Origin of the sequence: Methylobacterium sp. Leaf108, assembly GCF_001423265.1 — a bacterium.
Classification (GTDB): Bacteria; Pseudomonadota; Alphaproteobacteria; order Rhizobiales; family Beijerinckiaceae; genus Methylobacterium.
In genome coordinates this window covers 639,784-662,341 of the sequence record NZ_LMND01000001.1, presented here as the reverse complement: position 1 = coordinate 662,341, position 22,558 = coordinate 639,784, and the positions used below count along the sequence as shown (strand labels likewise).

At 71.8% G+C, this 22,558-nt stretch carries 17 protein-coding genes; 16 read left to right on the top strand and 1 reads right to left on the bottom strand.

Going from position 1 to position 22,558, the window contains the following annotated elements:
* Positions 1-191: 191 nt before the first annotated feature.
* On the top strand, positions 192-1,427 hold the full coding sequence (locus tag ASF39_RS03060) for a DNA repair exonuclease (RefSeq protein WP_056280944.1): 1,236 nt from the start codon (positions 192-194) through the stop codon (positions 1,425-1,427).
* Positions 1,427-4,888: a YhaN family protein gene (locus ASF39_RS03055; RefSeq protein WP_056280942.1), complete on the top strand. Its 3,462-nt coding sequence runs from the start codon at positions 1,427-1,429 to the stop codon at positions 4,886-4,888. Before ASF39_RS03060 ends, ASF39_RS03055 begins: the two co-directional genes overlap by 1 nt.
* 248 nt (positions 4,889-5,136) lie before the next feature.
* Here the strand turns inward: ASF39_RS03055 and ASF39_RS03050 are convergent, their stop codons facing one another.
* Positions 5,137-6,522, bottom strand: coding sequence for a M20/M25/M40 family metallo-hydrolase (locus tag ASF39_RS03050; protein ID WP_056280941.1), 1,386 nt, complete (start codon positions 6,520-6,522; stop codon positions 5,137-5,139).
* 213 nt (positions 6,523-6,735) lie between these two features.
* On the opposite strand from ASF39_RS03050, the gene ASF39_RS03045 reads away from it, so the two are divergent.
* From ASF39_RS03045 to leuS, 14 genes are all read left to right on the top strand, one after another.
* The gene (locus tag ASF39_RS03045; RefSeq protein WP_055880882.1) at positions 6,736-7,242 is read left to right on the top strand and encodes a (2Fe-2S)-binding protein; all 507 of its coding nucleotides are present in this window, start codon (positions 6,736-6,738) and stop codon (positions 7,240-7,242) included.
* The gene (locus tag ASF39_RS03040; protein WP_056280939.1) at positions 7,239-8,246 is read left to right on the top strand and encodes a xanthine dehydrogenase family protein subunit M; all 1,008 of its coding nucleotides are present in this window, start codon (positions 7,239-7,241) and stop codon (positions 8,244-8,246) included. Before ASF39_RS03045 ends, ASF39_RS03040 begins: the two co-directional genes overlap by 4 nt.
* Positions 8,247-8,259: 13 nt before the next feature.
* Positions 8,260-10,512 (top strand): xanthine dehydrogenase family protein molybdopterin-binding subunit, encoded by a 2,253-nt coding sequence (locus ASF39_RS03035; protein WP_056280938.1) that lies wholly within the window; start codon positions 8,260-8,262, stop codon positions 10,510-10,512.
* Between the two features lie 267 nt (positions 10,513-10,779).
* A complete protein-coding gene (locus tag ASF39_RS20940) occupies positions 10,780-10,941 on the top strand; it encodes a hypothetical protein (RefSeq protein WP_156387536.1) in 162 nt (53 codons plus the stop codon).
* Entirely contained in the window at positions 10,931-11,254 is a 324-nt protein-coding gene (locus tag ASF39_RS03030) for a hypothetical protein (protein WP_055880893.1), read from the top strand. The genes ASF39_RS20940 and ASF39_RS03030 overlap by 11 nt, the downstream gene beginning before the upstream one ends.
* A 137-nt stretch (positions 11,255-11,391) precedes the next feature.
* Entirely contained in the window at positions 11,392-11,583 is a 192-nt protein-coding gene (locus tag ASF39_RS03025) for a hypothetical protein (protein ID WP_056280936.1), read from the top strand.
* Between the two features lie 191 nt (positions 11,584-11,774).
* A complete protein-coding gene (locus ASF39_RS03020; RefSeq protein ID WP_082494307.1) occupies positions 11,775-12,029 on the top strand; it encodes a hypothetical protein in 255 nt (84 codons plus the stop codon).
* Between the two features lie 193 nt (positions 12,030-12,222).
* Positions 12,223-12,636, top strand: coding sequence for a hypothetical protein (locus ASF39_RS03015; protein ID WP_056280934.1), 414 nt, complete (start codon positions 12,223-12,225; stop codon positions 12,634-12,636).
* Between the two features lie 102 nt (positions 12,637-12,738).
* On the top strand, positions 12,739-13,635 hold the full coding sequence (locus tag ASF39_RS03010) for a diguanylate cyclase (protein WP_056280931.1): 897 nt from the start codon (positions 12,739-12,741) through the stop codon (positions 13,633-13,635).
* A gap of 153 nt (positions 13,636-13,788) precedes the next feature.
* The gene (locus tag ASF39_RS03005) at positions 13,789-14,526 is read left to right on the top strand and encodes a hypothetical protein (protein WP_056280929.1); all 738 of its coding nucleotides are present in this window, start codon (positions 13,789-13,791) and stop codon (positions 14,524-14,526) included.
* A complete protein-coding gene (locus ASF39_RS03000; protein ID WP_056280927.1) occupies positions 14,523-16,547 on the top strand; it encodes a glycosyltransferase family 4 protein in 2,025 nt (674 codons plus the stop codon). Before ASF39_RS03005 ends, ASF39_RS03000 begins: the two co-directional genes overlap by 4 nt.
* Complete coding sequence (locus ASF39_RS02995) at positions 16,544-18,598, top strand: glycosyltransferase (protein ID WP_055880914.1); 2,055 nt, start codon at positions 16,544-16,546, stop codon at positions 18,596-18,598. The genes ASF39_RS03000 and ASF39_RS02995 overlap by 4 nt, the downstream gene beginning before the upstream one ends.
* Positions 18,595-19,503: a hypothetical protein gene (locus ASF39_RS02990; protein WP_056280925.1), complete on the top strand. Its 909-nt coding sequence runs from the start codon at positions 18,595-18,597 to the stop codon at positions 19,501-19,503. The genes ASF39_RS02995 and ASF39_RS02990 overlap by 4 nt, the downstream gene beginning before the upstream one ends.
* Positions 19,504-19,769: 266 nt before the next feature.
* Positions 19,770-22,349, top strand: coding sequence for a leucine--tRNA ligase (leuS, locus tag ASF39_RS02985; protein ID WP_056280924.1), 2,580 nt, complete (start codon positions 19,770-19,772; stop codon positions 22,347-22,349).
* Positions 22,350-22,558 lie beyond the last annotated feature (209 nt).

Genomic DNA, 22,558 nt, shown 5'->3' with positions numbered 1-22,558 from the left:
TCTCGGCATCGACGACCGTGCCAGGAATGATGCCCCGAGAGATGGCTGCAAGCCGCGCTCTGCGTCCACTGGCCTCGCACACCCCATTCCGCCCGTTTCACGTGAAACGCCAACCTCCCACAAAATCCCCCTCCACAGCCCAATCCCCTAACCCGGTGACACTCACGCGCGATCCGCGTTACGCCAGCCCGATGGCCGCCTTCACCTTCATCCATGCCGCCGACCTGCATCTGGGCAGCCCTTTGACAGGGCTCGCGCTCAAGGATGCCGAGATCGCCCGGCGGTTCGCCTCGGCCGGGCGGCGGGCGTTCGAGGAGCTGGTGGACCGGGCCATCGCCCTGAAGGTGGCGTTCCTGATCGTGGCCGGGGACGTCTACGATGGCGATTGGGCCGACAACACCATCGGGCTGTTCTTCGCCCGGCAGGTGGCGCGGCTCGACCGGGCCGGCATTCCGGTGGTGCTGGTGCGGGGCAACCACGATGCCGAGAGCGTCATCACCAAGGCGATCACGCTGCCGCCCTGCGTGCGCGGCTACCCTGCCAACCGGGCCGAGACCCACCGCCTCGACCACCTGCGGGTGGCCCTGCACGGGCGCAGCTTCCCCAACCGGGCGGTGGAGGAGAACTACGCCCTGACCTATCCGGCCCCGGTGCCGGGCTGGTTCAACATCGGCGTGCTCCACACCTCCTGCACCGGCTCGTCGCTGCACGACACCTACGCGCCCTGCTCGATCGCCGACCTCGCGGGACGCGGCTACGACTATTGGGCGCTCGGCCACATCCACGAGCATGCCGAGCTCGCCCGCGACCCGTGGATCGTGTTTCCCGGCAACCTCCAGGGCCGCTCGGTGCGCGAATGCGGGGCGAAGGGCGCCGTTGTGGTGGAGGTCGCCGACGGCCGCGTGACGGGGGTGAGCCGGCTCATCGTCGACCAGGCCCGGTTCGCGACCCTCGACGTCGCCCTCGCCGGGATCGCCGAGGAGGGCGAGGCGCTGTCGGCGATCGAGGCGGCCCTGCGGCCCCTGGCGCAGGAGGCCGGCGGCCGGCTCCTGGCCCTGCGCCTGCGCCTGACCGGGCAGACCGGCCTGCACGACCGCATCGCCGCCGACCGCGAGGCCTTCACCGCCGAGGTCCAGGCCGCGGCCCAGCGCATTCACGAGGACATCTGGCTGGAGCGCCTCGTCAACGCCACTCGCCGGCCCGAGGGGTCGGGCCAGCGCATCGATATTTCCGGCATCGACCCCGTCGCGATGCTGGCCAGCGTCGAGCGCGACCCGGATTTCCGGGCCCGCGCCGCGGCGGTCCTGGCCGAGATCGGAGGCAAGCTCCCGGCCGGGGCCGGCGGGGAGGAGTTGTCCGACCTCGACGCCCTCTGCGCCGAGGCCGAGGCGGTGATCGTCGGGCGCCTGTCCGGCCGGTCCTGCTGATGCGCCTCCTCAGCCTCGATCTCGAACGCTACGGCCCCTTTTCCGGCCGCCGCCTCGCCTTCCGGCCGGATGCGCGGCTGCACGTGGTGCTCGGCCCCAACGAGGCCGGCAAGAGCACGGCGCTGGCCGCCGTCACCGACCTGCTGTTCGGGATCGAGGCGCGCACCCGCTTCGCCTTCCTGCACGAGATGAAGACCCTCCGGCTCGGGGCCGAGATCGAGGCCGCGGACGGCCGCCGCCTCGCCTTCCGCCGGCGCAAGGGCAACAGCGGCACCCTCGTCGACGCCGCCGATGCGGCCCTGCCCGAGGACGCGCTGGTGCCCTTCCTCGGCGGGCTCACCCGCGACGTGTTCTGCCGCGCCTTCGGCCTCGATGCGGCCAGCCTGCGCCAGGGCGGCCGGGAGATGCTCACCAGCGACGGGGAGGTCGGGGCCAGCCTGTTCGCCGCCGCCTCGGGCCTGCGCGGCTACCACGACCTGCAGAAGGGGCTCGGCACCGAGGCCGACGCCATCTTCGCCCCGCGCCGCTCGAAGGACCGCACCTTCTACCAGGCCCTCGACCGGCACGAGGCCGCCCGCCGGGCGATCCGCGAGACCGAACTGCGCGCGGGCGACTGGCGCGCCCTCAACGACGAGATCGAGGCCGCCGCATCCCGCCTCGACGCGATCCGCGACGCCCGCGAGGCCATCGCCCGCGAGCGCGCCCGGCTCGAACGACTCAAGCGCGTCGCCCCCCTGGTGGCCGCCATCGACGCGATCTCGGCCGAGGCGGAGGCCGACCCCGACCTCGTTGAGGCGAGCCCGGACTGGATCGACCGCCTCGGCGACGCCCTCTCGGCCCTGCGCTCGGCCGGGGCGGAACAGGCCCGGGCCCGCACCGCCCTGGCGCATGCCAGCGCCGACCGCGACGCGGTCACCGTCGAGGCCGGCGTGATCGCGCGCGACCAGGACATCCTCGAGCGGTTCCGCGGCATCGACCGGTTCGACAAGGACGGGGTCGATCTCACCCGCATCCAGGCCGACACCGACCGGGCCGCGGCCGACCTCGACCGCCTGGCCATCCGGGTCGGCCTGCCCGACCGGGCCGCCCTGTCCGCCCGCCAGCCCTCGGACGCCGCCCGCGCCCGCATCGACGCCCTGGTCCGCGAGGGCCGCGAGCGCGAGGCCACGCTCACCCGGCTCCGGCGCGACCTCGCCGCGGCCACCGCCGAGGAAGCCGACCTCGCCCGCGCGGTGGAGGCCGAGGGGGTGGTGGTCGATCCGGGCCCCTTGCGCGCCGCCTTCAAGGTGCTGGCTCCCTTGCGCGAGGATCTGGCCCGGCGCGACGCCCTCGATGCGGCGGTGCGGCACGAGGCGCGGCTGCTCGCCGGGCAGGCCGCCCGCCTCTCGCCCGCCGTCACCGACCCCGCCGCCCTGGTCGATGCGCCCCTGCCCCAGCCCGAGACGGTGGCGCGGTTCCGCACCCTGATGGAGGCCAAGGAGCGCGAGCGCCTGCGCGCCTCCGATGCCCTCGCCACCGCCCGCAAGGCGGTGGCGGCGACCCGCACCCGGCTCCTGCGCCGCGAGGCCGGCCGGCCGATCCCCTCGCTCGTCGATCTCTCCGCCCTGCGCCAGGAGCGCGACGACCTGTTCGCCCCGCTGCGCGCCGGCACGGCCGGCGCCGACCCCATCGCCCGCTACGAGCGCGCCGTCGCGGCCGCCGACCGCATGGCCGACGACCTCGCCCTGGACGCCGCCCGCGTCGCCGAGCAGGCCGCCGACCACCGCCGCCTCGCGGCCGAGGAGGAGGAGGAGGCCGGCGCCCGCGCAAGCCTCGACGAGATCGCCGCGGAGGCCTCCCAGGCGCTGGACAACTGGCGCGCCGCCTGGGCCCCGGCCGGCATCCTGCCGCTGCCGCCGGCCGAAATGGCGGTCTGGCTCGGCGAGGCGGTCAACCTCATCGAGGGCCAGCAGGTCCTGGAGAGCCGGCAAAACGAAATCGCGGCCCTCTCGCGTCGCATCGAGGCGTGCCGGACGCCCCTGGTCGATCTGGCCGCCCGCGCCGGCCTGTCCGGTCTCGATACCCTGCCGCCGGCGCTCCTCCTGGCGCGGCTCGACGACCGCATCACGGAGCTCGCCGGCCTGTGGGAGGCCGGCCGCGAGGCCAAGGCGCGGCTGCGGGCGGCTGCGACGCAACGCGCCCGGCTCGGCGACGCCCTCGGCGAAGCCGACGCCGGCCGCACCGCCTGGGCGGCGGGCTGGGGTGAGGCCGTCGCCGCCGTCGGTCTCACAGCGACCGCCAGCCTCGCCGAGGCCGAGGGCGCCTTTGAGGCCTGGCGGGCGGTGCCGCTCGCCCTCGACGCGCACGACACCCTCGCCCGCCGGGTCGCCGGCATCCGCCGCGACCGCGAGACCTATGCCGCGACCGTGGCCGAACTCCTGGCCGCCGTCGCCCTCGACCTGTCGGAGATGGCGCCGAGCGCCGCGATCCGTTCCCTGCACGGCCGGCTGCAGCAGGCCCGCGATGCGCAGGCGCGCCGCACCGCGCTGACGCGCCACTGCGACGAGGCGGCCCGCAGGGTGGAGATCGCCAACGCCGACCTCGCCCGGGCCGAAGTGGCCCTGACCGGACACCTTGCCGGCTACCGGCCCGATCTCGGTGCGGATGCCGTCCCCGCGATCGAGATCCTGCAGGGCCGCCTCCTGGCCCGCGCCCGGCTGCGGGCCGACCTCGCCGCCCGCCGGGCCGAACTCACCCGCGCCGCCGACGGCCTGCCCGAGGCGAGCCTGCGCGACGACCTCGTGGCGACCTCGCCCGACGCCATCGAGGCGGCGCTCGCCCGTATCGCCATGGAGGACGAGGCCCACGACCAGGAGGGCCGCGTCGTGTTCGCCGACCGCGACCGGGGCGAGCGCCGCCGGCAGGAGCTCGAGGGCGGGACCGGCGCCGAACTCGCGGTCGCCCAGCGCAAGGCGGCGGAGGCCGAGTTGCAGGTCCACGCCCGGCAGTGGGCGGTGCTCAAGCTCGCCCACCTCATGCTCGGCACCGCCATCGGCCGCCACCGGGCCGGACAGCAGGACCCGCTTCTGTCGCGGGCCGGCGACCTGTTTTCGGGCCTGACCGGGGGCGCCTTCGCCGGGCTGGCGCAGGAGTACGACGAGGCCGACACCCCCCGCCTCACCGGACGCCGGGCCGACGGCGGCTCGGTCCCGGTCGAGGGCCTGAGCGAGGGCACCCGCGACCAGCTCTACCTCGCCCTGCGGCTCGCCTACCTGCAGGATTACGCCGCCCGCGGCGAGCCGGCCCCCTTCATCGGCGACGACCTCTTTATCACCTTCGACGACGCCCGCACCGGCCACGGCCTGGAGGCCCTGGCCGCGGTGGGCGGGACGATCCAGCCGATCCTGTTCACCCACCACGCCCACGTCGCCGACCTCGCCCGCGCGCGGCTGGGCGATGGGGTCGATGTCGTGACGATGTGAGGGGGCGCGCCAACCCTTCCCCCTTCAACGGGCTATCGGATGCACGCATTTCTCCCACCCGCCACCTCATCCTGAGGTGCCCGCGTCAGCGGGCCTCGAAGGAGGTTTCCAGAGGGCACAGCGGTATCTGGAGGGCTCCTTCGAGGCCTCCGCTTCGCTCCGGCACCTCGGGATGAGGGGAGAGGGTGGGACGAGCCAGGACGGCGTTCGGGGATGTGCGAATACGGTCGCTCCGCGGGGGGAGGGTTTCAGAGTCCCCCGAAGGCCCCCAGGATTCGCGCCCACGAGCGCGTGCCCTTGTGAAAACTGCGCAGGTCGTACTTCTCGTTGGGCGAATGGATGCGGTCGTCGTCGAGGCCGAAGCCGATGAGCAGGGTGTTGCGGTCGAGCAGGCGCTTGAAGTCGCCGACGATCGGGATCGAGCCGCCCGCGCCGATGGTGACGGGGGCCACCCCCCATTCCGCGGCCAGTGCCGCCTTGGCGATGTCGAGTTCCGGCATGTCGAACGGCAGGCTGATGGCCCGCGAGCCCTTGTAGCAGACCACCTCCACCGAGCAGTCGGCGGGGATGCGCTCCCGCACGAACGCCTCGAAGGTGGTCGCCAGCACCTCCGGGTCCTGGTCGTCCACGAGGCGGAACGAGACCTTGGCGCTGGCCTGGGATGCGATCACCGTCTTGGTGCCCTCGCCCGTGTAGCCGCCGATGATGCCGTTGGCGTCGCAGGCCGGGCGCGACTGGATCTGCTCGATCAGCATGCGCCCGCGCTCGCCGGACGGCTGGCTCAGGCCGATCGGCCCCAGGAACGTCTCCGGGCTGAGGTCGAGGCCGCGCCACTGCTCGAGGATCTCGGGCGGGGTCTCGCGCACGCCCTCGTAGAACCCCGGCAGCGTCACCCGGCCCTCGGTGTCGTGCAGGTCGGCGATGATCCTGGCGAGCACGTGGATCGGGTTCGCGGCGGCCCCGCCGAAGAAGCCCGAATGCAGGTCGCGGTCGGCGCAGGTGACCTTGACCTCGAAATAGGCGAGCCCGCGCAGCGACGTGGTGATCGCCGGCGTCGTGGGATTCCACATGCAGGTGTCGCACACGAGCACGATGTCGGCGGCCAGCTTGTCCCGGTTCGCCGCCACCCATTCGGGCAGGCCCTGCGAGCCGTTCTCCTCGGCACCCTCGATCAGGATGGTGACGCCGCAGGGCAGCTCCCCCTCCATCGCCTTCCAGGCGCGGCAGGCCTCGACGAAGGTCATCACCTGGCCCTTGTCGTCGGAGGCGCCCCGCGCGACGATCCGCTTCTCGCCCGCGGCATCGGTGGCGATGCGCGGCTCGAACGGCGGCGTCTCCCATAAGGACAGCGGGTCCACCGGCTGCACGTCGTAATGCCCGTAGAACAGCACGTGCGGCTTCCCGGGCTTGGGCGCATGCGCCAGCACCACCGGGTGCAGGCTGGTCTCGTGGATGCCGGTCTCGAAGCCGATCGCCGCGAGGGTGCCCTCCAGCCAGGCGGCGGCCTCGCGGCAATGGCCGGCATAGGCCGGATCGGTGGAGATCGAGGGGATGCGCAGGAACGAGAACAGCCGCGCGAGGGCGTTGTCGAGATCGTGGTCGATGTCGTTGAGCACGGGGTCGAGCGCGGCCATGGCGGGATCCTGATCGGGGTGCGTTTCGAGAAGGCGTAGCCGAGGCCGGGGCCGGCCGTAAACCGTGGCCCCGTCCGGCCCGGGGGAACAGGGCGCAGACTGGAACTGTTATCGACTGCGCCGAGCGGCCCGCCACCGGGCCCCGCCGCACGACCCCGGTCCGCCCGCTTGTCGCGCGCAGACCATCCGACCGAAGCAAACAGCGGATCGCCCATGCTCATCGACAGCGGCTCACCCCGGGCCATGGAGACCGTCGGCATCAGCCTGACGATCAACGGCGAGGTCCGCACCCTCGAGGTCGCCCCCTGGACGACGCTGCTCGATCTGCTGCGCGAACGGCTCGATCTGACCGGTACCAAGAAGGGTTGCGATCACGGCCAGTGCGGTGCCTGCACGGTGCTGGTGGACGGCAAGCGCATCAATTCGTGCCTGGCGCTGGCCGTGATGAAGGACGGCGCCACCGTCACCACCATCGAGGGCCTGACCGAAGCCGGCACCCTGCACCCGCTCCAGGCCGCCTTCGTCGAGCACGACGCCTTCCAGTGCGGCTATTGCACCCCCGGCCAGATCTGCTCCGCGGCCGGGATGATCGCGGAAGGCCATGCCCGGTCGCGGGACGAGATCCGCGAGGCGATGAGCGGCAACATCTGCCGCTGCGGCGCCTACACCAACATCGTCGACGCCATCGAGGACGTGATGCAGTCGGGAGCCGCCCGATGAACCGCTTCGACTACGTCCGCGCCGGCACCGTGGCCGAGGCCTTGCAGGCCGTGGCCGGCGGCGGCCGCTTCATCGCCGGGGGCACCAACCTCGTCGACCTGATGAAGTACAACGTCGAGCGGCCAGGACGCCTCGTCGACATCACTCGCCTGCCGCTGGATGCCATCGAGGAGCACGAGGGCGGGCTTCGCCTCGGCGCCCTCGTCACCAACGCCACGGCCGCCTACGATGCGCGCATCGTGGCGCGCTACCCCGTCCTGGCCAACGCGATCCTGGCCGGTGCGTCGGGCCAATTGCGCAACGCGGCCACCACCGGCGGCAACCTCAACCAGCGCACCCGCTGCTATTATTTCTACGACGAGGCGACGCCCTGCAACAAGCGCGAGCCCGGCAGCGGCTGCCCGGCCATCGGCGGCGTCAACCGCATCCACGCGATCTTCGGGGCCAGCGACGCCTGCATCGCCACGCACCCGTCCGACATGTGCGTGGCGTTGGCCGCCCTCGACGCCGTGGTGCGGGTGGCCGGCCCCGGCGGCGAGCGCAGCATCCCGTTCGCCGACTACCACCGTCTGCCGGGCGACACGCCCCACATCGACACCACCCTGGCACCCGACGAGATCGTCCTTTCGGTGGATCTGCCGGAGCAGGATGCGGCCTCGCATTACACCTACCTCAAGCTGCGCGACCGGCTCTCCTACGCCTTCGCGCTCGTGTCGGTGGCGGCCGTGCTCGATCTCGACGGCGATACCATCCGGGCGGGCCGCTTCGCTCTGGGCGGCGTCGCCCACAAGCCCTGGCGCAACCCGCAAGCCGAAGCCTCGCTCCGGGGCAAGCCGGCGACGGCGGAGACCTTCGAGGCCGCCGCCGCCATCGTCGTCGCCGAGGCCGAGCCCCAGTCGGGCAACGCCTTCAAGGTCGAACTCGCGCGACGCGCCATCGTGCGCGGCCTCTCCCAGGCCGCCGCCGGCACGCCCCAGTCGATCTCCGACAAGCGCATCGCGTAAAGGTCACAGCCTCATGGTCACCACCATCAGCTCCACCGGCACCGACCGCTACGTCGGCACCGCCCACAGCCGCGTCGACGGTCCGGCCAAGGTCACGGGCCTTGCCAAATACGCCGGCGAGTTCGCCGCCCCCGACCTCGCCCACGGCTACGTCGTCTCCGGCGGCATCGCCAAGGGCAGGATCACCGCCATCGAGACGGCCGAGGCCGAGGCGGTGCCCGGCGTCATCAAGGTCTTCACCCACGAGAACCGGCCGCGCACGGCCTGGCTCGACTACAACTACCGCGACGCGGTGGCGCCCCCCGGCTCGCCGTTCCGGGCGCTCTACGACGACGTGATCCACTACAGCGGCCAGCCGGTCGCCCTGGTGGTGGCGGAGGACTTCGAGACCGCCCGCCATGCCGCCTCGCTGGTGAAGGTCGCCTATGCCGCCGAGGTGCCGGCCACCGACGTCGATGCCCAGGCCGAATTCGCCTACGACCCGCCAAAGAAGCGCGCCGGGATCAAGCCGCCGCCCCAGCCCTGGGGTGACGCGACGGCGGCCTACGAGGCCGCGCCGGTGAAGCTCTCCAACGATTACCGCCTCGCCGTCGAGCACCACAACCCGATGGAGCCGCACGCCTCCACCGTGGTCTGGGACGGTAACGGGCGCATCACCGTCTACGACAAGATCCAAGGCGTCTCGAACAGCCAGGGCTACATCGCGGCGGTGTTCGGGATGAAGAAAGACGAGGTGCGGGTGCTCAATCCCTACCTCGGCGGCGGCTTCGGCATCGGCCTGCGCCCGCAATACCAGCTCTTCCTCGCCGTGATGGCCGCGCGCGACCTCGAACGCTCGGTGCGCGTGACCCTGACCCGCGACCAGATGTTCACCTTCGGCTACCGCCCCGACGTGCGCCAGCGCGTCAGCCTCGGGGCCGATGCCGCCGGCAATCTCCAGTCGCTGCGCCACGACGCCCTCTCGGGCACCTCGCGCTTCGAGGATTACCAGGAGGTCGTCGTCAACTGGTCGGCCATCCTCTACGATTGCGACAACGTCGCCTTGAGCTACAAGCTCGCGCAGATCGACACCTACACGCCGGCCGACATGCGCGCGCCCGGCGCGGTGACCGGCGTCCTCGCCCTCGAGATCGCCATGGACAAGCTGGCCTATGCCACCGGCCAGGACCCGGTGGCGCTGCGCCTGGCCAATTATTCCGAGCGCGACCGCACCGAGGGCAAGCCGTTCGGCTCCAAGGCCCTGCGCGCCTGCTACGCGCAAGGGGCCGAGCGCTTCGGCTGGGAGCGGCGCAACCCGAAGCCGCGCTCCATGACGGAGGGGCGCGAGCTGGTGGGCTGGGGCATGGCCACCGGCGTGTGGGAAGCCCTGATGCAGCAGTCGAGCGCCCAGGCGACCCTGACCTCGGACGGCAAGCTCGTGGTCGGCAACTCCACCGGCGACATCGGCACCGGCACCTACACCATCCTGACGCAGATCGCCGCCGAAGTGCTGGGCCTGCCGATGGAGGACGTCACGACCAAGCTCGGCGACACCGATCTGGCCGAGGCGCCCGTGGCCGGCGGCTCCTGGACCGCCGCCTCGTCCGGCACCGCCGTGATGAAGGCCTGCCGCAAGATCGCCGCCGACGTCTTCGCCATGGCCCGCGCCATGGACGACTCGCCGCTGGCCAACGTCGACTTCGACCGCGTGGTCTTCGAGGGCGGCCGCATCGCGGTGGCCGGGGACCCGTCGCGCAGCGTCTCGCTCGTCGACGCCATGACGGCGGGTGCCGTCGACAAGGTCGAGGCGACCGAGTCCGCCGGGCCGGACTCCGGCCACGCCAAGGAGTTCGCGGCCTATACCCACTCGGCGATCTTCGTGGAGGTGAAGATCGACGAGGACCTCGGCCAGGTGCGGGTGACCCGCGTGGTCTCGGCCATCGCGGCGGGCAAGATCATCAATCCCAAGACCGCACGCAGCCAGATCCTGGGCGGCGTCGTCATGGGTATCGGCTCGGCCCTCGAAGAGGAGTCGATGCTCGACCACACCATCGGCCGGTTCATGAACCACAACCTTGGCGAGTATCACGTACCGGTGAACGCCGACATCCAGAACCTCGACGTGATCTTCGTCGAGGAGGAGGACAAGGCCAATCCGATGGGCGTGAAGGGCCTGGGCGAGATCGGCATCGTCGGCACGGCCGCCGCCATCGCCAATGCGGTGTTCCACGCCACCGGCAAGCGCATCCGCGATCTGCCCATCACCGTGGACAAGCTCATCGACTGAGATCCATCGTCACCGGGTCGGCCCTGCCACCGGCCGGATCGGACACCTCGTCCGGTCCGGCCTTTTTCGTGCGCGCCGTGGCTCCGCGCTTCGAATGTGGAGGGCCGCAAGGTATTTTATGGGTAGAGTGGAATCGTTCTCGATCGACGCCAGTCGACGATATAAGCATTACAATCTATAGGAATTCCAATATTGCGATCGCTGCTTGATCTTGCTGTGATCGGTCTTCATTCAGGTCGCCGGAACGGGTGATCGACGGAGGCCGGAATGGTGGAACGGGTGCTGACGACGATCCGTCAGTGGGGGCAGATCGCGTGGTGGGACGGCTCCTGCCTCGACCTGCGCCTCCACCGCCTCGCCGGGTTCATCGACCGCGACGGCGCCGACCCCGCGCTGGCGCCCGCGCGGGAGGTCCGCCATGGCCGCTGATCGCGTGAATCGGCCGTGTGCCGCCGCCGCCGCGACCCGGGCCGACCTCGACGAGGCGATCCGGCGGGCGTTCTGGACCGTGCTGCATCGCGGTCCCTTGCCGCCGATGGACGCCCTGCAGGTGGCCGCCCGCACGATCGGGACCCTCTACCGCCAGATGGCGCAGGCTCACGACGGCCCCGGCGGTTGCGCCTGCGGCTGGGAGCCGGACCCGGACGGCGATCTCGTGGTGCTCGAAGCCCAGCTCGCCGCCGCCCTGCTGCAACCGCCGTCGCAGGATCTCGCCCAGATGGCCACGATGGGCCAGGCCTGACGCCGTCTCCTTCGGCTGAAACCGTGGGTTCCTGCGGCCTCGGCATCGCACGGGTCGGTGGGGTTCCTCTTAACCCTCCCCGACTAGACTCTCCGGTGGCGCGACGTCAGGGCCGGGGCCGCGCGGGGAGAGTTCGGATGGACGGTTTCTATCGCGGCGTCGAGGCGTCGCTCCTGGCGCTGTCCCTCGCCCTCGGGCTCGGCGCATGGGTGGCGACCGCGCCGATCGGCACCACCGATGCGCTTCAGATCGCCGTCGTCCTGCCCATGCTGAGCGTCACCGCCGGCCACGACGGCACCCCCCGGACCCCGGTTTCGGTGCCGCGATAACAGGCATCCGGTGTCGTGCCGCACGCGGCGCGATATTTATCGCCGGTAACCGCGTTCGTTCTGCAACTGAATACGGTTTTCGCGCTTTACTTGTCCGACGGTCGGGACGATCTGGAGCCGGTGACGGGCCGGGTCATCGCCGGAGCGCCGAATGCGGTGTTTCCAGGTCAAGGCAGGCGGACGAGAAGATCATGAGCGCGAAGAACACGAGCCTGGCCGCCCTCGCGGCGGGCGTCGCTATGGCGTTTGCCCTGGCCGGCGTTCAGCCCGCCACGGCCGCCTCCGAGGCGGTCACCACCAAGGTCGCCCAGGTGTCGAGCGCCGACACCCAGCCGGCGCTCTCGCCCGATACCGGTGACGACGCCGCCAATTGCAGCCGTGCCCGCCGCCGCCTCTGGGTCGATGGCGAAGGCTGGATCGTGCGCCGCGTCACCACCTGCCGCTGAGCCGGCCGTTTTCGTCCGCCGACCTGGCGTCGTCCCACCGCGAAGCCCGTCCCACCACGTTCGCCTACGCAGTCTTCGCCCCTGGCGCTATGGTGCCGTTTGGAACGACTCTCTCCCTCGCAGGGTTCATGGATTGGGTTAAGCAATCCTTACCGCGCGGGCAGGAGTACGGCGTATGAGGTGGTCGCAACGGATGTCGCTAAGGGCGCTCGGTTCGGTTCTGGTCCTGGCCAGCGCCACTGCCAGCGTGTCGGCGCAGGGCTATTACGGCGGCTCCCGCTCGGTCGTCTACGGCCCGTCCTACGGCCATGGATTCGCTGAGCCGGCGATCCGGGGCGACTACATCGGCGCCCCCCTCACCCGGTTTCCGTCCCCCAGCGACATCGTTCCGCCCGCCTGGGGCTACGGCACCTACGGCATTCCCACCGCGAGCGGAATCCGTGCCGCGCCCGCCGGTGTCCCCACCGTCTACGTCATCGATGCGCCCGCCCGCAGGAGCGGCCTTGCCGGCGACGACCGTACGAGCCGTCCGGGCGTCGCATACGATGCCCGTCGTGGATACGGCGGCGGCGCGCGCGTGATCTCGGTCTCGGTGCCCCGGCGCTGATTGGGGCTGCATCGGGACCGTCGTCGGGCGGATTTGGCAACCCATTAAGGTGTTGCGGTTAGTCTGAGAGGGAATCGTCTCCCTCGGACAGATCCGGACGCCATGCACATCGTCATCGTCGATTCCAGCCGCGTCGTGCTCAAGATCGTCGCCGGGTTGCTGGAACCGCACGGTCACACGGTCGGCGTGTTCACGAACTCCGCCGAGGCGCTCGATTACGTCACCCAGACCGCCTCGGTGCGCGTGCTCATCACCAGCCTCGAGGTCCGGCCCCTGAGCGGGCTCGAATTGTGCTGGTCGGCCCGCCTCCTGGCCGAGGCCAACCGCCCGCTCTACGTCATCACCATGTCCTCGGCCCGCAACGCGCGCAATCTGGCCGAGGCGCTGGACAGCGGGGCCGACGACTTCATCGAGAAGCCGCCGGGCGCCGAGGAACTCCACGCCCGCCTGCGCGCCGCCGAGCGCCTCACCACCATGCAGAGCGAACTGATCCGGCTCGCCGACACCGATCCCCTCACCAGCCTCCTCAACCGCCGAGCCTTCCTCAAGCGCGTCCACGAGGCGGCCGAGCGCGTCGGCAACCACGGCCGAATGAGCGCCATCATCGCCGATATCGACTTCTTCAAGCGCATCAACGACGAGCACGGCCACGACGTCGGCGACACCGCCCTGCAGAGCGTCGCCCGCGAACTGGCCGCCGACGGCATCGTCGGGCGCCTGGGCGGCGAGGAATTCGCCATCGTGCTGCCCAACAAGACCCTGGCCGAGGCCGAAGCCGCCGCCGGCCGCCTGCGCCTCGTCATCGAGTCCCTGCGGCTGCGGGGCGCCAAGACACCCATCCGCGTCACCTGCAGCTTCGGCGTCAGCGAATGGTCGGAGGGCGACACCGTCGAGGGCATGATCAAGCGGGCCGACATCGCCGTCTACGAAGCCAAGGTGGCCGGGCGCAACCGCGTCGTCTCCGCCACCACCGATCTCCTCCTCGAGCGGGCCGGCTGAGCGGACGGACGCCGCCGCCCGTGTGCCTTGCGGTCGGCACGCCTAGTCGCCCGCGAGCCAAGGTGGTTGACGGGGCGCCGCCCGGTCGTGCAAGCGGCTGGCCGATGTCGCCGATATCTCCCGGCGTTCCGTCGCACAGCGCGAGGATGATGCATGACGAGCCTCGCCGAACCCGCGGCGCAGGCCGCACGCCGTGTCGGCGGTGAGATCTGGCCGATCACCGATCACGTCGTGGTGTGCCGCTATCCCGTCTCGACCTCGCTGCCGATCCCGCTGGCGGTGCTGGCGCCCGGCGGCCTCGACCTCGTGACTTGGACCTTCGCCGGCATGGGCGAGGCCGGGAGCGGGGGGCAGGCACCGGTGGCGCTCCTGGTCCTGGCCGGTCCCGATGCCGCCACCGCCCTGCGCGAGGCCGGCGAACTGGCGCTGGCGACGCATTTCCACGATCTCGCCATCGCCGTTCCCCGCTCCGGCACCGCCCAGGCCCTCACCGCCGTCGAGCGCGAGGCGCTGTGCGTGGCCGTCCTCTCGGCGATCGTGCCCGAAACGGTGGGGCCGCTATCGAAGCTCCTGCCGATGCTGCGGCCGGTGATCGACGCCCTGCCGGTGCCGGAGACGGCCCCGGAACTGACCGTGTCGGGCGAGGGCGCCTCGACGGTGACGCTGGCGGGCTTTTCGGTGCCGAACTACCTCCTCCTGCGTGGGGACGGCGATCTGTCCTGTGCCCGGGTCGCCTCAGCGCGGGTGCGGCCGGGCGGCGACGTCCGCACCGATCTGACCCTGGACACCGTCTGGGGGCGGCCGTGCCGCACGCGGCCCGACCGGGCGATCCTCCTCACGGAGGCGGGCTTTTCCACCGCCCGCATCGTGGCGGCCCCCGCCCCGCGATGAGTGCGGACACGATCCTCGTCCTGGCGCCGATGCCGCCCTTCCCCACGAGCGCGGGCAACCGCCGCCGCCTCGTGACCACCTGCCAGTCCCTGCAGCGGGCCGGCTTTGCCGTGGACCTCGCCTACGTCGCCCACGAGGACCAGATCTACCGGCGGTTCGGCCAGCATCCGCCCACCGACATGGTGGCCACGGCGGCGTCGTTCCAGCGCAGCTTCCTGATCGAGGCGGACGAGACCATCCCCCTCAAGACGCGTGCGCGCTGCTTCGGCATCGACGACTGGTGCCCCGAGGCGGTCGGCGATTTCGTCGCCTGGTACCTGGCGGCCCACCCCGAGACCCGTACCGTCCTCGTCAACTACGTGTTCCTGTCGCGCGCGCTCGCCGCCGTCCCGCCCGGCGTCCTCACGCTGATCGACACCCACGACCGCTTCGCCGACCGGCAGCGGCAATACCGCCCGTTCCGGGCCGAGCCGAACTTCTTCTACACCGATACCGCCAACGAGACGATCGGCCTCGACCGCGCCGACATCGTGCTGGCGATCCAGTCCGAAGAGGCCGCCCACTTCCGCGCCCTGACCGCGAGCCGGGTGCACCTGCTGCCGCCGCGCTTCCTCGTCGAAGCTCCCTTCCGCACCCCGTCGCGCCTGGCGCGGATCGGCTTCATCGGCCACGGCAACGATCCCAACCGCGTCTCGATCACCCGCTTCGTCGAGGCCTGGGCCGAGGGCTGGACGCCAGCGCGCCCGGAACTCGTGATCGCGGGCGAGATCTGCGCGAGCTTCGCCGGGCCCGTCCCGGCCGGGGTTCGCCTGGCCGGCTACGTCCCCTCGGTCGCGGCCTTCTACGAGGAGGTCGACCTCGTGGTGGCGCCGATGCTGATGGGCACCGGCCTCAAGATGAAGGTGGCCGAGGCCCTGTCCTTCGGTGTGCCGGTGGTGGGCACCGTGGTCGGCTTCGAGGGGTTCGATCCGCTGGTGCCGGCCCATCGCTGCGAGGGGGCGGAGGACGTCAAGGCGCAGGTTCTGTCCCTCGCCGGGGACGCGGCCGGCCTCGCGGTCCTGGCCCGGGCCTGCGCCGACCTCTTCGCCACCTACAATGCCCGCGCCGAGGCCGCCGAGACGGACCTCGTGGCGATGATCCGCGACTGGCGGGCGCCGTCCCGCGACGGGCCGGTGCCCGAGCGGACCCGGCTCCGGGGCTGGCTCGCCAAGGCCGGCGACATGACCGATCGCGTGACGAGACCCTACGCCGCGATGTTCTCCGGCGGGGAGCCGAAGCCGGCCTCCGCCGAACCCGTCCCGCCGCCGCCGGCCCCGCCGGCCGATCCCGCCCCGGAGCCCGTGGCGGTCCAGCGGTTCGGGACGGTGGTGCTCAGCGGCCTGGACTCCCTCGATTCGGCCCTGCGCGAGCATCCCGACCACGGCCGCCTCGTCGCCACCGAGCGCGTGCCGGCCGGAGCGGATGCCGCCGCCCGTGCCTATTCGCCCTCTCGCCGGCGCTGGTTCGCGACGGCCGCCGATGCGACGGCACCCCGGACCGCGGCCGCTCTTTCCGACGCCGGCTTTTGCGAGCGCCGCCTCGCCCTTTCCCCCGAATGGGTCCGCGACCGGGCGCTGCCGCGGGCCGTGCGCGAGGATCTCGCCCTGCTGCTGTCGCAGGCGGAGCCGGACTGGCGGGCACAGGCCCGTCTCGTCGGCATCTGCGACGGCATGCTCCTCCTCGCCACCGTGGTCCCGAGCCATTTCCTGACGGCACCGCGCGAAGCCGCGGTCTTCGCCGTCGACCGGGCCGGGCTGTCGGCCGGCGAGCGCATGGGGGCGGCCTTCGCCGAGACGGCGGCCGGATGGGGCGCTGCCTTCACCGCCCGGCGCCGCGACGAGCTGACCCCGGTGCCCGCCACCCTGCGCCTCGACCACGACCTGTCCCAGGCCGTCCCCGGCGACCGCATTCTCGTCCTTACCGATGACATGATCGGCGTGCTTGACCTCGCCGGCCCCAACGGGCCCGGAAGCCCGCCATGACCATCACCATCGACACCGTCGATCCCGCCGCCGGCCGCCGCGTCGCCCTCGTCGAGGCCGCGCTGATCTGGAACCACCTGGCGCTCAACGACGTGCGCATCGGCTTTCGCGATGTCGCCGCGCCCCGGGTCAGCGTGGTGATCGTCTCGCACGGGGCCGGCCCGCTCCTGGCGCTGACCCTCTACCGCCTCGCCGCGCAGCAGGACCTCGCCGGGGTCGCCTTCGAGGTGATCGTCGTCGACAACGCCTCGGATGCCGAGACGCGCACGCTGTTCTCCCGCCTCGACGGTGCGCGCGTGGTGCAGAACGCCGAGAACGTCGGCTTCGGGCCGGCCTGCAACGCCGGGGCGGCGCTGGCGCGGGCCCCCCACATCCTGTTCCTCAACCCCGACATCGACCTGATGCCGGGGGCGATGAAGGCGCTGGTCGACACCCTCGAGGAGTTCGACGAGGTCGGCATCGTCGGCGCACGCCTCGTCTTCCCCGGAGGCATCCTGCAGGAGGCCGGCGCGAATTTTCGCGACGACGAGCAGGTCACCCATCCCTACGGTCGCGGCTGGACCGATCCCTTCGCCGCCGAGGCCGGGTTCGCGCGCGACGTCGGCTACGTCTCCGGGGCGGTGCTGCTGATCGAGCGGGCGCTGTTCGAGGAACTCGGCGGCTTCGACGACCGCTATGCGCCGGCCTATTTCGAGGACACCGATCTGTGCGTGCGGGTCCTGCAGAAGGGCCGGCGGGTCGTCTACCAGCCCCGCGCCACCGCCATCCACGTCGAGAACGCCACCTCGCCCCGGCGCGAGGACGTCGAACGCCTGCTCGACCGCAACCGCGCCCTGTTCCGCGAGCGGCACGGGGCCTGGCTGTTCGAGCAGGGCCCGCAGCGCCGGGGGTTCGGCGGCCGCGACCAGGACGCCTTCGCCCTGCGCGTGCTGGTGGTCGACGACTTCACCCCGCACCAGGACCTCGGGGCCGGCCTGCCCCGGGCCAACGGCGTGCTCAACGCCATGGCCGACCTCGGCTACGCGGTGACCTTCTGCTCGGTGTTCGGCACGGGCGAGGAGCCGGCCGCCCGCCGCCGCGACCTCTCCACCCGCATCGAGGTCATCGACCCCTGCGGCCCCGAGGGGATCGCCAAGCTGATCCAGGAGCGGCCGGACTATTACGACGTGCTCTGGGTCAGCCGCCCGGCCAACATCGACCTCGTGTGCCAGATCGTCGACGACCTCGGCTTGACCCTGCGCCGGGTCGGACGCTCGCGGGTGATCTTCGATTCGGAGGCGCTGTTCGCCGTGCGCGCCTTCGTCACCGCCGCCTTGAACGGCGAGGCCGCCAACGCCGCGACTCTCGCCCGCGAGGCGAGGCGCGAGACCCGCAACTTTCCTCGCGCCGATCACGTCGTCTGCGTCTCGCAGGCCGAGGCCGGCCTCGTCGCCCGCTACGGACGCGCCAATGCCGCCGTGCTCGGGCACGCCCTGGCGCCGCGCCCCGACCCGCCCGGGTTCGCGGGGCGGCACGGATTCCTGTTCATCGGGTCCCTGGCCTTCGCCCACGAGCCCAACGTCGATTCCCTGGTCTGGCTTCTCGACGCGGTCTGGCCGCGCCTGCGCCGCCGGCTGCCCGAGGCCCGTTTCGACGTGGTCGGGCAGGTGGCGCCCGCCGTGGCCGAGCGTCTGGCCCGGCCGGGCGTGACCGTGCACGGCCGGGTGGCCGATCCCGGCCCGCTGTTCGATGCCGCCCGGGTCTCGGTGGCCCCGACGCGCTTTGCCGCCGGCATCCCGCACAAGGTCCACGAGGCGGTCTCGCGCGGCCTGCCGGGGGTGGTCACGCCGATCCTCGCGGACCAGATCGGCTGGCCGGAGGGCACCGGCTACCGCGTGCGCGATTGGCGCGACCCGGAGGGGTTCGCCGATGCCCTGGTCCACCTGCACGAGGACCGCGCCACCTGGGAGGCCGTGCAGCGGGCCGGCCTCGAGCGCCTGCGCATCGACTGCGCGCCCGCCCCCTACGCCACCCTCCTGAGACGGCTCTGCGAGGCGCCGACATTCGCATGACCGACTCCCTTAAGACCGACTCCCGTAAGACCGAGCCACACACGACCGACGCCTCGCTCCGCCGGCGCGCCATCCGCCTCGTCACCGCCGCCTATCGGCGGGCCACCCTCGGCCCGGTGCCGAGGTTGTTCGATGCGGTGTTCTACGAGCGCACCTATCAGGACGTCGTCGCCTCGGGCCTCGACCCGTACCTGCATTTCGTCCGGTCGGGTGCTGCGGCCGACCGCAACCCGAGCGCGGATTTCGACACCGCCTACTACCGCGACCAGAGCGGGCCCACCGCCCTCGATCCGGTGCGGCACTACATGAGCCTCGGGGTGAAGGCCGGCTTCGATCCGAGCCCGGCCTTCAGCACGGTGGCCTATCTCGCCCGCTATCCCGACGTGGCCAGGGCCGGCGCCAACCCGCTCCTGCATTTCCGCACCGACGGGCGGGCCGAACGGCGCATCGCCAGCCCGTCCCTGGCCCGGCCGCTCGACGCGGTCTTCCTGCGCGGCGTGCCCGAGGGACGGCAGTGGGCCTATCCCAACGCCCGCATCCCGCGCTTCTGCCTGAGCCTCCTGCGCAACGCGCCGGTGGCCGCCTGCACCCAGGCGGCGGCCCGGATCTGCCTGCTCCTCACCCTCGACGGGTCCGAGGTCGATGTCCTGACGCACAATCTGGCCGCCTTCGCCGATTCCGCCCTCGACAGCCTCGCCATCGAGATCGACATGCGCCTGCGGCTGCACCCGCCCAACCCGACCCTGGCGCTCACCCTGGAATCCTGCTTCCACGGCGCCAGGGATGCCGACGGCACCACCCTCGTGCGCTACGCCGAGGCGCGGCTGTGGGACCTCGCCCCGGACATCCCCCGGCTCAAGGCCTCGTTCCCGCCCGGCTGCCTCGCCGTGCGCGAGTTGGCGTGATCCCCGCGACCTCGTCCAGGGACGCCTAGACCTTCGACAGAAGGGGCGGGAACGCGGATCGAGGTCGGGGGCCCTTTCGGCGAAGCGGCGTTCGCTCCGCTTCGGGACGAGGCCGCACGGGGTGGGATCGACGGCGGGAGGCCGTTTCCGGTGCCGAGACGCGCCCCGCCGGCACCGGCGTGTTGACCCCCCGGCCTTCCGTGCTAGTCCGGCGCGACATCCCGCCCCCGATCATGCCCTCCCAACGCCTTGGCGCCCGAGTCTCGATGACCGCTCCCCCGACCGTCCCCGCCCCGCCCGAGCGCTACAACGCCAAGGACGCCGAGCCGCGCTGGCAGGCGGCCTGGGCGCAAGCCGGGATCGACCGGACCCGCAACGACGACCCGCGCCCGACCTATTACGTGCTCGAGATGTTCCCCTACCCGTCCGGGCGCATCCACATGGGCCACGTGCGCAACTACGCCATGGGCGACGTGGTGGCCCGCTACAAGCGCGCGCGCGGCTTCAACGTGCTGCACCCGATGGGCTGGGACGCCTTCGGCCTGCCGGCCGAGAACGCGGCGATGGAGCGGGGCGTGAACCCGCGCGACTGGACGCTGGCCAATATCGCCAGCATGCGCGCCCAGTTGCAGGCGATGGGCCTGTCCCTCGACTGGAGCCGCGAGATCGCCACCTGCGAGCCCGGCTATTACAAGCACCAGCAGCGCATGTTCCTCGACTTCCTCGACAAGGGGCTGGTGACGCGCCGCACGGCCAAGGTGAACTGGGACCCGGTCGACCACACGGTGCTGGCCAACGAGCAGGTGATCGACGGGCGCGGCTGGCGCTCGGGCGCGCTGGTCGAGAGCCGCGAGCTGACGCAGTGGTTCTTCAAGATCACCGACTTCGCGCAGGACCTCTACGACGCCCTCGACGGGCTGGAGCGGTGGCCCGAGAAGGTCCGGGTGATGCAGAAGAACTGGATCGGCCGCTCCGAGGGGCTGGAGGTCCGGTTCGACCTCGACGGCCGCGACGGCGGCATCCTGGTCTACACCACCCGCCCCGACACCCTGTTCGGCGCCAAATTCCTGGCGGTTGCGGCGGATCATCCGATCGCGGCGGCGGTCGCCGCCGGCGCGCCCGACTTGCAGGCGTTCATCGAGCAGTGCCGCCGCACCGGCACCGCCCAGGCCGCCATCGACACCGCCGAAAAGCTCGGGTTCGACACCGGGCTCAAGGTCCGCCACCCCCTCGACCCGTCCTGGCTGCTGCCGGTCTACGTCGCCAACTTCGTGCTGATGGACTACGGCACCGGCGCCGTGTTCGGCTGCCCGGCCCACGACCAGCGCGACCTCGACTTCGCCAACAAATACGGGCTCGGCAACACGCCGGTGGTCTGCCCCGAGGGACAGGACGCCGCCAGCTTCGTGATCACCGACACGGCGTTCGACGGCGACGGCCGGATGATCAACTCGGCCTTCCTCGACGGCATGAGCACCGGCGACGCCTTCAAGGCCGTGGCCGACCGCCTCGAGGCGCAGGGCGTCGCATCGCGAAAGGTGCAGTTCCGCCTGCGCGACTGGGGCGTCTCGCGCCAGCGCTACTGGGGTTGCCCGATTCCGATCGTCCATTGCGAGGCCTGCGGCCCGGTCGGCGTGCCGGTGGCCGACCTGCCGGTGACCCTGCCCGAGGAGGTCTCGTTCGACGTGCCCGGCAACCCGCTGGAGCGCGACCACGCCTGGCGCAACGTGCCCTGCCCCCGCTGCGGCGCGGCGGCCCGGCGCGAGACCGACACCATGGACACCTTCGTCGATTCGTCCTGGTACTACGCCCGCTTCACCGCCCCCTGGCTGGCGGACGCCCCCACCGACCGGGCGCAGGTCGACCGCTGGCTGCCGGTGGACCAGTACATCGGCGGCATCGAGCACGCGATCCTACACCTGCTCTATGCCCGCTTCTTCATGCGGGCGATGCAGGCCACCGGCTGGTCCGGCGTGTCGGAGCCCTTCGACGGGCTGTTCACGCAAGGCATGGTCGTCCACGAGACCTACAAGGACGAGGCCGGGGCCTGGGTGCCGCCGGCCGACATCCGCTTCGAGACGCTCGACGGGGAGCGCAAGGCGTTTCACGTGAAAACATCGGCGCCGGTGGCCATCGGCGCCATCGAGAAGATGTCGAAGTCGAAGAAGAACGTGGTCGACCCCGACGACATCATTGCCAGCTATGGTGCCGACACCGCGCGCTGGTTCATGCTCTCGGATTCGCCCCCTGAGCGCGACGTGATCTGGACCGAGGACGGGGTGCAGGGCGCCGGTCGCTTCGTGCAGAAGGTCTGGCGCCTCGTCTCGCAGGCGGCCGTTATCGCGGGCGCCGCTGGCCCGGCCGACGCCATCCTGCGCAAGGCCGCCCACAAGGCCCTGGCGGCGGTGGAAGAGGATGTCGAGCGCCTGCGCTTCAACCGCTGCGTCGCCCATATCTACACCCTGGCCAACGCGCTGGAGGAAGCCCTGAAGAGCGGGATCTCCCAGGCTGCGGCCCGGGAGGCGGCGGGCATCCTGGTGCAGCTCGTGGCCCCGATGATGCCGCATCTGGCCGAAGAATGCTGGTCGGCGCTCGGCGGCGAGGGCCTGGCGGCGCAGGCGCCCTGGCCGGTGGTGGACCGCGCGCTGCTGGTGGAGGACGAGATCACCCTGCCCGTCCAGATCAACGGCAAGAAGCGGGCGGACGTCACCGTGCCGGCGGGCGCTGACGCCACGGCGGTCGAGGCGCTCGTGCTGGCCGTCGAGGCGGTCCTGAAGGCCTTGGAGGGCCGCACGCCGCGCAAGGTCATCGTGGTGCCGGGCCGGATCGTGAACCTGGTGGTGTGATACGGTTTTCGCTTAGATCGATCGTGAACCGTATTACCGAGCCCGCACGGCACCTGAGCCAAACCCATGTCCGCATCACGACGTGATCAACCGGAAATGGGATGACCGACCGTGATCGTCCCGGAGCCGCTCCTCAGGGTCGGCTGCCGCCCTCGTGCCGCCGCAGGGGAATCGTAAAGCTTGGGGCCTTATACGGGTGACGCGAAGCC

Bases quoted from the DNA above. Each gene is read 5' to 3' on its own strand.
- ASF39_RS02990 (WP_056280925.1), top strand. From the start codon at position 18,595: ATGACCGACTCCCTTAAGACCGACTCCCGTAAGACCGAGCCACACACG.
- ASF39_RS03045 (WP_055880882.1), top strand. From the start codon at position 6,736: ATGCTCATCGACAGCGGCTCACCCCGGGCCATGGAGACCGTCGGCATC.
- ASF39_RS03020 (WP_082494307.1), top strand. From the start codon at position 11,775: ATGAGCGCGAAGAACACGAGCCTGGCCGCCCTCGCGGCGGGCGTCGCT.
- ASF39_RS03025 (WP_056280936.1), top strand. From the start codon at position 11,392: ATGGACGGTTTCTATCGCGGCGTCGAGGCGTCGCTCCTGGCGCTGTCC.
- ASF39_RS03010 (WP_056280931.1), top strand. From the start codon at position 12,739: ATGCACATCGTCATCGTCGATTCCAGCCGCGTCGTGCTCAAGATCGTC.
- ASF39_RS03035 (WP_056280938.1), top strand. From the start codon at position 8,260: ATGGTCACCACCATCAGCTCCACCGGCACCGACCGCTACGTCGGCACC.
- ASF39_RS03060 (WP_056280944.1), top strand. From the start codon at position 192: ATGGCCGCCTTCACCTTCATCCATGCCGCCGACCTGCATCTGGGCAGC.
- ASF39_RS03000 (WP_056280927.1), top strand. From the start codon at position 14,523: ATGAGTGCGGACACGATCCTCGTCCTGGCGCCGATGCCGCCCTTCCCC.
- ASF39_RS03040 (WP_056280939.1), top strand. From the start codon at position 7,239: ATGAACCGCTTCGACTACGTCCGCGCCGGCACCGTGGCCGAGGCCTTG.
- ASF39_RS03015 (WP_056280934.1), top strand. From the start codon at position 12,223: ATGTCGCTAAGGGCGCTCGGTTCGGTTCTGGTCCTGGCCAGCGCCACT.
- ASF39_RS20940 (WP_156387536.1), top strand. From the start codon at position 10,780: ATGGTGGAACGGGTGCTGACGACGATCCGTCAGTGGGGGCAGATCGCG.
- ASF39_RS03055 (WP_056280942.1), top strand. From the start codon at position 1,427: ATGCGCCTCCTCAGCCTCGATCTCGAACGCTACGGCCCCTTTTCCGGC.
- ASF39_RS03050 (WP_056280941.1), bottom strand. From the start codon at position 6,522: ATGGCCGCGCTCGACCCCGTGCTCAACGACATCGACCACGATCTCGAC.
- ASF39_RS03030 (WP_055880893.1), top strand. From the start codon at position 10,931: ATGGCCGCTGATCGCGTGAATCGGCCGTGTGCCGCCGCCGCCGCGACC.
- ASF39_RS02995 (WP_055880914.1), top strand. From the start codon at position 16,544: ATGACCATCACCATCGACACCGTCGATCCCGCCGCCGGCCGCCGCGTC.
- leuS (WP_056280924.1), top strand. From the start codon at position 19,770: ATGACCGCTCCCCCGACCGTCCCCGCCCCGCCCGAGCGCTACAACGCC.
- ASF39_RS03005 (WP_056280929.1), top strand. From the start codon at position 13,789: ATGACGAGCCTCGCCGAACCCGCGGCGCAGGCCGCACGCCGTGTCGGC.